Source organism: Effusibacillus pohliae DSM 22757 (genome assembly GCF_000376225.1).
Lineage (GTDB): Bacteria > Bacillota > Bacilli > Tumebacillales > Effusibacillaceae > Effusibacillus > Effusibacillus pohliae.
Map to the genome: position 1 here is coordinate 1 of NZ_AQXL01000103.1, position 13,336 is coordinate 13,336.

Annotated in this window: 12 protein-coding genes and 1 pseudogene; 9 read left to right on the forward strand and 4 right to left on the reverse strand. The window is 56.4% G+C overall.

Annotation, left to right across the window (positions count from 1 at the left end):
* Window positions 1-370: 370 nt before the first annotated feature.
* Entirely contained in the window at window positions 371-1,135 is a 765-nt protein-coding gene (locus tag C230_RS0104630; RefSeq protein ID WP_018130869.1) for an IclR family transcriptional regulator, read from the reverse strand.
* 156 nt (window positions 1,136-1,291) lie between these two features.
* Here C230_RS0104630 and aceB point away from each other — a divergent pair, with 156 nt between their 5' ends.
* Window positions 1,292-2,893 (forward strand): malate synthase A, encoded by a 1,602-nt coding sequence (gene aceB, locus C230_RS0104635; protein WP_018130870.1) that lies wholly within the window; start codon window positions 1,292-1,294, stop codon window positions 2,891-2,893.
* 49 nt (window positions 2,894-2,942) lie between these two features.
* Here aceB and C230_RS0104640 read toward each other — a convergent pair whose 3' ends face one another.
* Window positions 2,943-3,905, reverse strand: coding sequence for an ABC transporter ATP-binding protein (locus tag C230_RS0104640; protein WP_018130871.1), 963 nt, complete (start codon window positions 3,903-3,905; stop codon window positions 2,943-2,945).
* Window positions 3,902-4,897 (reverse strand): ABC transporter ATP-binding protein, encoded by a 996-nt coding sequence (locus C230_RS0104645; RefSeq protein WP_018130872.1) that lies wholly within the window; start codon window positions 4,895-4,897, stop codon window positions 3,902-3,904. The genes C230_RS0104640 and C230_RS0104645 overlap by 4 nt, the downstream gene beginning before the upstream one ends.
* A gap of 174 nt (window positions 4,898-5,071) precedes the next feature.
* On the opposite strand from C230_RS0104645, the gene C230_RS0104650 reads away from it, so the two are divergent.
* From C230_RS0104650 to C230_RS0104680, 7 genes and pseudogenes are all read left to right on the forward strand, one after another.
* Complete coding sequence (locus tag C230_RS0104650; protein ID WP_018130873.1) at window positions 5,072-6,610, forward strand: ABC transporter substrate-binding protein; 1,539 nt, start codon at window positions 5,072-5,074, stop codon at window positions 6,608-6,610.
* Window positions 6,611-6,680: 70 nt separating this feature from the next.
* Window positions 6,681-7,631 carry an ABC transporter permease gene (locus C230_RS0104655; RefSeq protein WP_018130874.1) on the forward strand — a complete coding sequence of 317 codons (951 nt, stop codon included), beginning with the start codon at window positions 6,681-6,683 and terminating at the stop codon, window positions 7,629-7,631.
* Between the two features lie 3 nt (window positions 7,632-7,634).
* Window positions 7,635-8,546, forward strand: a complete 912-nt coding sequence (locus C230_RS0104660; protein WP_018130875.1) for an ABC transporter permease — start codon at window positions 7,635-7,637, stop codon at window positions 8,544-8,546.
* 23 nt (window positions 8,547-8,569) lie between these two features.
* Window positions 8,570-9,058 carry an Lrp/AsnC family transcriptional regulator gene (locus C230_RS0104665; protein WP_018130876.1) on the forward strand — a complete coding sequence of 163 codons (489 nt, stop codon included), beginning with the start codon at window positions 8,570-8,572 and terminating at the stop codon, window positions 9,056-9,058.
* A gap of 8 nt (window positions 9,059-9,066) precedes the next feature.
* Window positions 9,067-9,654 (forward strand): annotated as a pseudogene (locus C230_RS19450) (chromate transporter); the annotation flags it as partial.
* Between the two features lie 113 nt (window positions 9,655-9,767).
* Window positions 9,768-10,310, forward strand: coding sequence for a chromate transporter (locus C230_RS0104675; RefSeq protein ID WP_018130878.1), 543 nt, complete (start codon window positions 9,768-9,770; stop codon window positions 10,308-10,310).
* Between the two features lie 15 nt (window positions 10,311-10,325).
* Window positions 10,326-11,933 (forward strand): gamma-glutamyltransferase family protein, encoded by a 1,608-nt coding sequence (locus tag C230_RS0104680; protein WP_018130879.1) that lies wholly within the window; start codon window positions 10,326-10,328, stop codon window positions 11,931-11,933.
* Window positions 11,934-12,028: 95 nt separating this feature from the next.
* Here C230_RS0104680 and C230_RS0104685 read toward each other — a convergent pair whose 3' ends face one another.
* Entirely contained in the window at window positions 12,029-12,496 is a 468-nt protein-coding gene (locus tag C230_RS0104685; RefSeq protein ID WP_018130880.1) for a hypothetical protein, read from the reverse strand.
* Between the two features lie 157 nt (window positions 12,497-12,653).
* Here C230_RS0104685 and C230_RS0104690 point away from each other — a divergent pair, with 157 nt between their 5' ends.
* Window positions 12,654-13,169: a phosphatidylglycerophosphatase A family protein gene (locus C230_RS0104690; protein WP_018130881.1), complete on the forward strand. Its 516-nt coding sequence runs from the start codon at window positions 12,654-12,656 to the stop codon at window positions 13,167-13,169.
* Window positions 13,170-13,336 lie beyond the last annotated feature (167 nt).

Here is a 13,336-nt window from a genome sequence, read left to right on the forward strand (position 1 = left end):
CACACAAGATCCTGGTGATCGCTTACTTTGTACTCAAGACTGGGGAACCTTACAACGAACTCGGCGCTGATTACTTGGAGAAGCGAAAGAGCATCTCGACCGAAGAATTGATGATTCGCCGCCTTCAGAAGAAAGGCTATGTGGTGACAAAATCAGCTGACGTCACAGCCTAATCAACTTAATTAATCCCCTTAATATGGAAGGAGAATGGGCCTCCCGGGCATCCTATTGCCCAAAAACCGAGGTAGCCGATCCCCTACTGCCTCAACGATACTCTATTTTCTCATCAAAAAACCATAAGCCGCCGTTGGACGAACGGCGGTTTATCGCAGCGATGTTTGTTTGTACCCGAATGTTTGCCGGACGGGGGTTATTCAGACCGGTACCCCAGGCGGGCCGAGATCTTATCGCTGATGTTCCGCACCTGTTGGGCGAGTGTTTCCAGCCGCTCACGCTGCATGCGGATGGTTGGTGCCGAGACGGAGATGGCGGCCACCACTGCACCCGTATGATCAAAGATCGGAGCGGCCACGCAGGTGATCCCCAACTCGTTTTCTTCCAGGTCGAGCGCGTACCCCCGTTGGCGGACTTTTTGCAAATCGTGCAACAGATCCTCGATTGAGGTCAACGTATGAGGAGTGTGCGGCTGCAGGCCGTATTGCCGGATGATTTCCCGCACCTGCTGCTCCGGCAGATAGGCGAGAATCGCCTTCCCCACGCCGGTACAATGGACAGGCGCGCGATTGCCCACCCGGCTGTGCATGCGGATCGTTTCGCTGCCTTCCACTTTTTCGATATAGACGACTTCCCCTTTGTTGAGCACCACCAGATGCACGACCTCGTTGGTCAGGTCAACCAGTTCCTGCAGGTACGGCATCGCTTCCCGCCGGATATCCAGGTTGCTCAGCAGCCGGGAAGACATTTCAAGCAGTTTGTATCCCAATTTGTAGCGTTCCGTTTCCGGGTCCTGTTCGATGTAGCCGAGATTTGCCAACGTGCTCAGCACCCGGTGAATGGTGCTTTTGTACATGTTCAGTTCGTTGGCCAGTTCGGTTACGCCGATCCCATTTTTGGCCAGGCTGACCCGTTCCAGAATCTGAAACGCCCGTTCCACCGATTTGACGCCTTCTTCCATCCCGAAACCCCTCCTCGCCGAGGAGCATATCAAATCTGGCCCCCGGACGCAATGAAAGAAAATTTCCTATTTACGCACGATACGGATCGTGTTATCATGATCACAGATAGGGAACATCGTTCTGTAATGCGGAACAAGAAAAAGGAGGCCACATCCATGACCACAATTACCTGTCCGCCGGGAGTGGAAGTACGGGGAAAGGTCACGCCCGAATATGCGGAGATCCTGACCCCGGAAGCGCTTGCATTTTTGGCGAAGCTGGAGCGGAAGTTTGGCAAAACGCGGGAAGAACTGCTGCAAAAACGGGTCGAGCGGCAAAAGGAAATCGACGCCGGCAAATTGCCCGATTTTCTGCCGGAAACGGAACATATTCGGAAAGGGGACTGGAAGGTCGGGCCGATTCCGAAGGATCTGCAGGACCGCCGCGTCGAGATCACCGGTCCGTCCGGCGACCGCAAGATGGTGATCAATGCGCTCAACTCCGGAGCGAAAATATTTATGGCCGATTTTGAGGATGCCAACTCACCGACCTGGGACAATCAGGTGCAGGGGCAGATCAATCTGCGCGACGCGATCAACCGGACGATCGAGTATGTCAGCCCGGAAGGAAAAGTATACAAGCTGAAAGATGAAGTGGCCGTTCTGATCGCCCGTCCCCGCGGCTGGCATCTGGTGGAGAAACATTTGCTGGTCGACGGCAAGCCGATGTCCGGCAGCCTGTTCGACTTCGGACTGTACTTCTTCCACAATGCGAAAAAGCTGATCGAAAACGGCTCGGGCCCTTATTTCTACCTGCCGAAAATGGAAAGCCATCTGGAAGCGCGGCTCTGGAACGACGTGTTTGTGTTTGCGCAACAGGAACTGGGCATTCCGCAAGGGACGATCAAGGCGACCGTTTTGGTCGAGACGATTTTGGCGACGTTTGAGCTCGATGAGATTCTCTACGAACTGCGCGAGCATATCGCCGGGATGAACTGCGGCCGCTGGGACTACATTTTCAGTTACATTAAAAAATTGCGCAACCAGCCGCATGTGATCCTGCCGGACCGTGCACAGGTCACCATGACGGTGCCGTTCATGCGCGCCTATACGCTGCTGACGATCAAGACCTGCCACAAGCGCGGCGCATTCGCGATCGGCGGTATGGCGGCACAGATTCCGGTGAAAAACGACCCGGCCGCGAACGAAGAGGCGTTTGCGAAAGTGCGGGCGGACAAAGAGCGGGAAGCGAACGACGGGCATGACGGAACCTGGGTGGCGCATCCCGGACTGGTGCCGGTGGCGATGGAAGTGTTCAATCGCATCATGCCGCAGCCGAACCAGGTGGACAAACAACTGGACGACTTCAACGCGACGGCGGCAGATCTGCTGGCCGTTCCGGAAGGAACGATCACCGAAGCCGGACTGCGTAACAATATCAGCGTCGGCGTCCAATACACGGAAGCATGGCTGCGCGGGCTGGGTGCGGTGCCGATTTTCAACCTGATGGAAGACGCGGCAACGGCCGAAATTTCCCGTTCCCAGGTATGGCAGTGGATCCACCATCCGAAGGGCGTCCTGGATGACGGCCGCAAGGTGACGGTCGAACTGTTTGAGCAGATCCTTGAGGAAGAGCTGGAGAAGATCAAAAACACGCTGGGAGAGGAGCGCTACAACGCGGGCAAATTCGACCTCGCGAAAAAACTGTTCAGCGAGATGACGACCAGCAAAGAATTTGCCGACTTCCTGACGTTGCCAGGGTATGAATTCCTCGAATAGAATCAAAAGCGCCGCTTGACACGATTCGGGCGGCGCTATTCATGTTCGGTTAATACAGGTGGCAAGCCACCCAGTGTCCATTTGCCGATTGCTTGAGCTGCGGCCGTTCCGTTTTGCAGATGTCCATACAAGCATGGCACCGTGTGTGGAATGCGCAACCGGACGGAGGGTTGGTCGGACTGGGCACGTCTCCCGACAGGATGATCCGCTCCCGCGTCTCTCGCGGATTCGGGTGGGGCACGGCGGATAACAGCGCTTGCGTGTAAGGATGTTGCGGATTTTCATAAAGTTCATGTTTTGGCGCCAGTTCAACCAGCCGACCCAAGTACATGACGCCTACGCGGTCGCTGATATGCCGCACCACCGACAGATCGTGCGAGATGAACAGGTACGTCAATTTGAACTGTTCCTGCAGGTCTTTCAAAAGATTGAGAATCTGCGATTGGATCGATACATCCAGCGCGGATACCGGCTCGTCGGCGATGATCAGCTTCGGTTTCGTGATCAAGGCGCGGGCGATGCCGATGCGCTGCCGCTGGCCGCCGGAAAATTCATGCGGATAGCGGTTGTAATGATATTCGGTCAGTCCGACGATTTCCAGCAGTTCCTGCACGCGCCGCTTGCGTTCGCGTCCGGCGGCCATGCCGTGGATTTTGAGCGGCTCTTCCAGGATGGAACCGATCGTCATGCGCGGGTTCAGCGAGGCGTACGGGTCCTGGAACACGATCTGCATGTCGCGGCGGATTTTTCGCAGTTCCTTGCCCTTCAGGGCGGACAGATTTTGGCCTTGAAAAATCACGTCCCCGCCGGTCGGTTCCGTCAGGCGGAGGATCGTGCGGCCGGTGGTCGATTTGCCGCAGCCGGATTCGCCGACGATCCCGAGCGTCTCGCCCTCATGCACAACAAAAGATACGTCGTCCACCGCTTTTACATATCCCTTTGTTTTCCGTAGAATTCCTGTACGGATCGGGAAGTATTTTTTCAACCCTTTCACTTCCAATAAGGCACTCATACGTACGCAACCTCCTTTCCTGCCGAGTTCTCGTGCAACCAGCAGCGGCTGGATTGTCCGCCCGGCAGCTCAAACAGCGGCGGCGCCTCGGCCAGGCATTTGGCTTCCGCATAAGGGCAGCGAGAGGCGAATCGGCAGCCTTGTTTGATGCTGCCAGGCAGCGGCACGTTACCAGGAATCGACTCCAAGCGGGCCTGATCCGCGCCGATTTTCGGGATAGATCGCATCAACCCTTGCGTGTAAGGGTGTGACGGATTTTCAAACAAAGTGTATACGTCCGCTTGCTCGACCACTTGTCCCGCATACATAACGACTACACGGTCGCACATTTCCGCCACGACACCCAGATCGTGCGTGATCAGCATGATCGAGGTGCCTTGTTTCTTCCGGAGTTCCCGCATCAGATCGAGAATCTGCGCCTGAATCGTCACATCAAGAGCCGTTGTCGGTTCGTCGGCGATCAGCAGTTCCGGATCACAAGACATGGCCATCGCAATCATCACCCGCTGGCGCATGCCGCCTGACAGTTGGTGAGGGTATTCGTCAATGATCGTTTCGGCCCGCGGGATATGAACTTTTTTCAGCATTTCGACCGAATGTTCGCGCGCCTGTTTCCGGGAATATCCGCGATGCAGCATGACCGTTTCCGCCAACTGTTCGCCGATCGTGTAGACCGGGTTGAGCGACGTCATCGGCTCCTGAAAAATCATCGCGATTTCGTTTCCCCGGATGTGCCGCATTTCGTCTTCCGACAGATGAAGCAAGTTTTGCCCTTTATAAAGAATCTCTCCATCCGCAATGCGTGCGCCCGTTTTGGGCAGCAGCCGCATCACCGACAGAGAAGTTACGCTTTTGCCGCAACCGGACTCGCCGACGATGCCCAGCGTCTCCCCCTGCCTGACCGACAGATCCACACCGTCGACGGCGGGAATGACCCGTCCTTCACTGAAAAAATGGGTTTTCAAATGTTTGATTTCCAGCAGATTGGCCATTGCAATTGCCCTCCGAATCTAGCAGGCTAGTTATTTAAAAATTTGGCACAAACCGTTTGTTTAGTCAATAGATAAATTTCTGATTGATTTAGCGATTAATTCGTCGTATAGTTATACAAAACGAAAGCGAATTAAGAAATCTACTTTCGAATTGTTGAAGGGGGAAAATGCGAGATGAAGCGCAAGATTCGTTGGGCACTTACTGCGGTGTTGGCGGGAAGCCTTGCTCTGGCCGGCTGCGGCGGAGGGGACAAACCGGCAGGCGGCAATGCGGAACCGAAGACGGGGGGCACGCTGAACATTTCGCTGGACGCCGATCCGCCAAAACTCGATCCTGCTTTTTCCACCGCGTTGGTCGACCGGATGGTATTCCAAAGCATCTTTGACAAATTGGTCGATCTTGACGCAAACGGCAAGATTGTGCCGATGCTGGCGGAAAAATGGGAAGTTTCGGACGATCAGAAAACGTACACATTCAAGCTGCGGCAGGGTGTGAAGTTTCATGACGGCACCGATTTTAACGCGGAAGCAGTGAAGTTTAATTTTGAGCGGAATATGGACAAGGCTTCCACCCGCCGCAACGAACTGAAAGAAGTCGATAAGGTGACGGTGGTCGATCCGTATACGGTCAAAGTGCAGTTGAAACAACCGTTTGCTCCGTTCCTGTCCGTGTTGACCGACCGTGCAGGGATGATGGTGTCGCCGGAAGCGGTGAAGAAATACGGCGACGATTTTGCCAATCATCCGGTCGGGACCGGCCCGTTCATCTATAAGGAGCGGGTTAAGGGCTCGACCATCACGTTGGAGAAGAACCCGAACTACTGGCAAAAGGGTCTGCCGAAACTGGACAAAGTGGTCTACAAGGTGATGACCGACTCGAATGTTGCGCTGACCAACCTGAAGAGCGGCCAGGTGGATATCACGAACCGGTTCCCGTTCAAAGAGATCGACAGCTACAAGAACGATCCGAAAATCATGGTTGTCAACCAGGCGGACCAAGGATATCAAGGGATGCATCTGAATACGAAAAAACCGCCGTTTGACAAGAAAGAATTGCGGCAGGCTGTGGATCTGCTGATCGATCGCGATGCGATCGTCAAAGTGGTGTTGAACGGTGCGGGCACACCCGGGCATTCGCCGTTTGCTCCTTCCCATTTTGCTTACGGAGATTCGGACAAATACGAGAAACCGAATCTGGAAAAAGCGAAAGAGTTGCTGAAGCAAGCAGGCAAACCGGACGGCTTTACGTTCACGCTGAAAATCGGCACGACGCCGCAAAACCAACAATTGGGCCAAATGATCCAAAACATGCTGAAGCCGGCCGGCATCAACGTAAATCTTGAAAAAGTGGAATTCGGCACCTTGTTGGACCAGGCGAAAAAAGGCAACTTTGAAGCGGTGCAGCTCGGCTGGAGCGGACGGCCGGATCCCGACCAAAACATTTTTGACTTTGTCGTGACCGGAGGTTCGAACAACTACTCGCAATACAGCAATCCGGAAGTCGACAAACTGTTGAATGCCGCCCGGGTGGAAGGCGACGAAGCAAAACGGAAAGCGCTGTACGATCAGGCCATGAAGATCCTGAACGATGATGCCGAATATATTTACTTCTATCACTCGAATACGGTGTTCGGCGTTTCCAAAGCGGTGAAAGGATTCACCTATATTCCGGACGGAATGATTCGCACCGCCAACTTGAGCCTCAGCAAATAAATGCGCCGGATCCCCGCAATGCAGAGAGCGCCGCGAAGCTTTGCGGGACAGGAGGGAGGGGTTGTGAACGATGGCTTTTTTGGTCAGGAGGTTGCTGCTGGCGATTCCGGTGATTCTTTTGGTTACGGTCATGGTGTTTTCGTTGCTGCACATGCTGCCTGGCGATCCGGCAACCGTGATTCTCGGGCAAGAGGCGACGCCCGAGGCGGTGGCCGCGTTGCGGGAAGAACTCGGTCTGAATAAGCCGATCGTGATTCAATACCTGGATTGGCTGGCAGGAGTGCTGCGGGGAGATCTCGGCCGCTCCCTGGTCGACCATACTCCGGTGTCGGAATTGATTGCGCAGCGGCTGCCTGCTACGCTTGAGTTAACGGTCGGCACATTTATCGTCGCGATCCTGATTGCGTTTCCTGCAGGCATCATCTCGGCCACCCGGCCCGGCAAGTGGGTGGACTACGGCAGCACGATGTTTGCGTTGGGCGGCATGTCGATCCCGCATTTTTGGCTTGGGATGATGTTTATCGTGTTTTTCTCCGTAAAATTGGGTTGGTTGCCGGCGTCCGGCTACGTTCCGTTTGCGGATGATCCGGCTGCCAACCTGGCAGCGATGATCATGCCGATGGTTGCCACCGGACTCCGCGAATCGGCCATATTAATGCGGATGCTGCGCAGCAGCCTGTTGGAGGTCATGCATGCGGACTATATCCGGACCGCATATTCCAAAGGCCTGAAGGAATGGGCGGTGATCATGCGCCACGCGCTGAAGAATGCGCTTGTCCCCGTCGTCACGACCAGCGGCTTGCTCGTGGCGGGACTGTTGGGCGGATTGGTGATTACCGAATCGATTTTCTCGATTCCAGGATTCGGAAGATTGATTGTCGAATCCATCTTTGCGCGGGATTATGTGACCGTGCAGGGGGCGATTCTGGTTTCCGCCCTGCTGGTGGTGGTGGTCAACCTGCTGGTGGATCTGTTGTATGCGATCATCGATCCGCGGATCAAAGTCGGAAAGGGGGTGTAGTAAATGAGTCAAACGATCCACCCGGCTTCCAACGCGGGGCTGCCGCAACCTGCGGCGGCCGTAACGGGAGCCAGCCAATGGCGCACTTTCTTCCGCCGCTTTGCCCGCAACAAATTGGCTGTCATCGGTGGCTTGATTATCGTTCTATTGGTGATGACCGCTCTCTTGGCGCCGGTAATCGCGACGCACGATCCGATTTTTGACCAGGACTATTCCGCTGTCCTGCAGCCGGCGGGTAACGGGCATATCCTGGGAACGGACGATCTCGGGCGCGATACGTTTTCACGGCTGGTGTACGGAGCCCGCCTGTCGCTGGAAGCGGCGGTGATTTCCGTTGGCATCGCCGTGCTGATCGGTGTGCCGATCGGATTGATCACCGGCTATTTTCGCGGCTTCTGGGATGAGTGGGTGGTGATGCGAATCGTCGATGCGATGCAGGCGTTTCCGTCGCTGATTTTGGCGCTGGCGATGGCGGCCGCGCTGGGTGGCGGTTTCTTCAACGCGATGGTCGCGATCGGTATCGGGTTCACGCCCTCCTTTGTACGAATCACTCGGGCGCAGGTGATGACGGTTCGCAACCTGGAGTTTGTGCAGGCGGCGAAGGCGATCGGGGCCAGCGATTGGCGGATTATGTTTTTGCATGTGTTACCCAATTCGCTGGCCCCCATCCTGGTGCAAATGACCCTGGCGATGGCATCGGCGATCATTGCGGAAGCCGGGCTGTCGTATCTGGGGCTGGGCGCAAGACCGGAGCAGCCAAGTTGGGGTTCGATGCTGCATGTTGCACAAGGCTATCTGAACGTGCAGCCGATGCTGGCGTTTTGGCCGGGGCTGGCGATTTTCCTGGTGGTGCTGGGATTTAACCTGCTCGGCGACGGAATTCGGGAAGTGTTGGATCCAAAGTTAAAACGCTAAAACTATGGCGGGGGGAAAGCAGCATGGTATATGAATATACGGAAGCGAATGAAATTCCACCGCTTGAGCTCGATGATGTAGATCGGCAGATCCTGCAGGTGTTGCACGAAAACAGCCGCATCTCCTATACGGATTTGGCGAAGCGAATCGGACTGTCGCGGGTGGCCGTGCAGTCCCGGATCACCGCCCTGATCGAGGCCGGCGTGATCGAACGCTTCACCGTTGTCATCAATCCGGCCAAAATTGGCATGCAAGTGTCCGCTTTCTTCAATGTGGACATTGAACCGCAATATCTCGATCAGGTTGCGCAAAAATTGGCGAAAGAGCCGGCCGTGACCAGCCTGTACCACATGACGGGCCCGAGCACATTGCATATGCACGGCATCTTTACCAGTACGCAGGAGATGGAAAAATTTTTGTTGGAAACGCTGTACACAATGCCCGGTATCGTGCGCGTCGAAACGCAAATGCTGCTGAAGCGGTACAAGAGCCGCATGGGCATGAAGCTCTAAAGGTGGGAATGCGAGTGGAGTTGCGACCCTACAAAGAGATCATATTCGCGATGGTGCGAACGGGGATTCTCGGATACGGCGGCGGGCCGTCGGTGATTCCTTTGATTCGCTACGAGGCGGTTACCCGCTACCGGTGGCTGGCGGATGAAGAGTTCGGCGAGACATTGGCGCTGGCCAACGCATTGCCGGGTCCGATTGCCCCGAAGATGGCCGCGTATCTCGGCTACCGGTTGAAAGGAACGCTGGGGGCGACGATAGCGGTGCTGGCCCATATTTTGCCGACCAGCGCGGCGATGGTGGCGCTGCTTGGCGTCCTCTATGCGCTGAAGCATTCGCCGGTGGTGGCGGGCATGATCGCGGCGGTGCGGCCGGTGATTGCGGTGATGTTGGGGCAGATGGCCTACGAATTTGCCGACAAAGCCTGGAAGGGTTTGGGCAAGGCGATGGGAGTCGGCTTTGGCCTGATCGCTTTCCTGCTGCTCTCGATCCTCGATGTTCATCCGGGCATTGTGGTCGCGATTTTTCTCGCGTACGGGGCCGTCCACCTGAAAGTGATCGATCGTTTGCGGGGGCCGCAGGCAGAAAACGAACAGGGCGAAGGTGCCGCACCGGGAGCGGCAGCCGACTCGGGATCACGTCCAGCCAAGGGATCGCCTGCGGGGGCGGAATCTGCACCGGAGGAAGCGAAGACCGGGAAAGGAGGCGCCGGATGATTTGGTGGGAGCTGTTTTGGGGATTTTTTGTCGCCAATGTGCTCGGATATGGCGGCGGACCTTCCTCGATTCCCCTGATGCAGGAAGAGATCGTCAACCATTACGGGTGGCTGACGAATGAACAGTTTGCCGACGTGCTGGCGGTGGGGAACGCGCTGCCAGGCCCGATCGCGACAAAAATCGCCGCGTTTGTCGGCTATCAACAGGCAGGCTGGATCGGCTTCACGATCGCCACGCTGGCGACGGTCGCTCCGTCGGCGATCGCACTGGTCTGGCTGTTGCGGATTCTCAACCGGTACCGGCAATCGAACGTGGTGAAGGGAATGACCCTGCTGGTGCAACCGGTGATCGCGGTGCTGATGGCCGTTTTGACCTGGCAGATGGGGGAAGTCTCGATCCGCTCGATCGGACTTTGGCACTCGCTCGGCATCGCCGCCGTGTCGCTGTGGGCGATGACGAAAGGCCGGATTCACCCGGCGTTGGTGATCGTGGCCGCCTTTGTGTACGGCGGCTTGGTGTTGTCACATTGGACAGTCTGAAAGGAGATTTTCCCGATGAACTACGATTCACTCTCTCATCCGTACCCGTCGCGCCGCATGCCCGTCTACGCGAAAAATGGGATGGTCGCCACTTCGCAGCCGCTTGCCGCGCAAGCCGGCCTGCAGATTTTGCGGCAGGGCGGCAACGCGATCGATGCGGCGATTGCCACGGCAGCCGCGCTCACTGTAGTCGAGCCGACATCGAACGGAATCGGTGGGGATGCGTTCGCGCTCGTATGGACGCAAGGCAAACTGCACGGACTGAATTCGAGCGGGCCGGCGCCGCAAAGCATTTCGATTGACGCGCTGCAAAAAGCAGGTGTCAGCGAAATCCCGAAATACGGCTGGATTCCGGTCACAGTCCCAGGGGCCCCGGCGGCCTGGGCGGAACTGTCCGCAAAATTCGGCAGGCTGCCGCTGACGGAAGTGCTGCGGCCGGCAATTGAATATGCGGAACACGGTTACCCGTTGACGCCGGTGCTGGGGTATTTCTGGAAACGTGCCTTTGAGGTGTATTCGGAAACTCTGAAAGGAGAAGAGTTCAAAGCCTGGTTTGATACGTTCGCGCCACAAGGCAGAGCACCCCGGATCGGCGAGGTCTGGCGTTCTCCCGATCACGCGCGGACGCTGCAATTGATAGCCGAAACGAAGGCGGAGGCGTTTTACCGCGGGGAGTTGGCCGAGCGGATCGATCATTTTTCCAGACAATCTGGAGGTTATCTGAGAAAAGAAGACCTCGCGGCGTTCCAACCGGAATGGGTGGATCCGATTTGCGTCAACTACCGCGGCTATGACGTATGGGAGATTCCACCGAACGGCCACGGTCTGGTGGCGCTGATGGCGTTGAATATTTTGAAGGGTTTCGAATTCTCCGCACGGGATACGGTCGACACGTATCACAAACAAATCGAAGCGATCAAATTGGCGTTTGCCGACGGAAAAAAATACATTGCCGATCCGCGCAGCATGTCGGCTCGGGTGGAAGACTTACTCTCGGATGCATACGCAGCGGAACGCCGCCGGCTGATTGGAAGGACGGCGCTGCAGCCGGAGCCGGGCCAGCCACCGCGGGGCGGCACTGTCTACTTGTGCACGGCGGACGGGGAAGGCAACATGGTGTCGTACATTCAAAGCAACTACATGGGCTTTGGATCGGGACTGGTCGTCCCTGGCACGGGAATTGCGCTGCACAACCGGGGGCACAACTTCACGTTGGATCCCGCACACGATAACCGTCTGGAACCCGGGAAAAAACCGTATCATACAATCATCCCCGGTTTTCTGACGAAAGACGGCCAGCCCGTCGGGCCGTTTGGCGTGATGGGAGGCTTTATGCAGCCGCAGGGGCACGTTCAGGTGGTGATGAATACGGTCGATTTCCATCTGAATCCGCAGGCGGCGCTGGATGCGCCGAGGTGGCAGTGGATGCAGGGCAAAACGGTGGAAATCGAACATTCCGCCCCGGCCCACGTTGCGGAAGCGCTCGCCCGGATGGGACACGATGTGAAGTGGGCCGTCGGCTCCGGCGGGTTCGGCCGCGGACAGATCATCTGGCGGCAAGCGAACGGGGTCCTCGTCGGCGGTACGGAACCCCGTACGGACGGACAAGTGGCTGCCTGGTAGAAAGTTGGCGCCGTTAGGCTGGTGTTGTACCGCCTGGTAACGGTGCTGTGCTGTTTGGCTGGTGCTGTGTCCCTTGTCAGGCGCAGCCGCTTTTTTTACACCCAATCGTCTCCGACACCGTCAAATCCGCCAGCGTCGTAACCGTTGCTGCCGTAATCATCAGCATACCCGCTGTCATCGAAAGCGCCGCCATCGGCCGCATCAAGATCGTGGGCGCCCACACCCTCGTTCACCCGCTGCATCAGATCGTCAATCTCGTGCTGCTGGATGATATTTTGCTCCTGCAGTTCGCGAATCGCCTGTTCGTCATCGAGCGAGCGGAAGTAATCGAACTGTTCGGCGCTGATTCGTCCCTGTTCGAGCAGATAGGTGAGCAAAGCACCTGCTGCAAGACCGCCGGCAAACATCCCCATGCCATTGAACACTCCCGCCGGCGGGGTGTAACCAGGGCCGTAGTGCGGACCGGGCCCGTACGGCGGCTGCGGATACCGATTGCGGGTCAGCGGCCGGATAATCAGTGCGTATACCAAAAGGATGAGCAGAACGACCCAGAACAGAGTCATCGGGCAATCCTCCTTTTTCCGTATCTTCCGTATCTATTATATAGTAAAATTATAAAGGGAGACCCGCCGGAAAAAAACGCCTTTTCGTATAGCCTGTCCCAAACAGACGAATTCTTAGATCGTATTTTGAGAATCGGAACGGTAAGGGGGAGTTCGCTTGCAAAAATTTGTTCCCAGCGCGAATGTGGAGGAAGCCGCTTATCAGGCGCTTCAGCAAAGAGGAGTGACGATTGAGGAGATAGCCAAACTGACCTATTTCCTGCAATCGAAGTATATACCGGATCTGACGATGGAAGCGTGCATCGACAGCGTGCACCATGTCCTGCAAAAGCGGGAAGTGCAGAATGCGGTGCTGACCGGGATTGAACTGGATCTGTTGGCGGAAAAAGGGCTGCTGTCTTCCCCGCTGCAGGAAACGATTCAGACGGATGAGAGCTTGTACGGGGTGGACGAGGTGCTGGCCCTTTCGATCTTAAACCTGTACGGCAGCATCAGCTTCACCAATTACGGATACATTGACAAACTGAAGCATGGAATCCTCGAGCAACTGAACGACAAGTCGACCGGGAGAGTCAACACGTTCCTCGACGATTTGGTGGGAGCGATCGCCGCCGCCGCTTCCAGCCGGCTTGCCCATCGCCACCGGGCGGAAGCGGAACAAAAGATGGAATGACAGAGCGTGGTTTGGTCCGTTTCCGGACGGTCTACCCGGGGGATTTCGTCCGGCATGTCGATTTGCGGGATTTTTGCGACCTGTCTGTTCATGTTGAGCCTCCTTCCAATGGACTACAACGTTAGAGTTCCCAAACTGACCCTGGATATAGCAAAACCGGCCAGGCG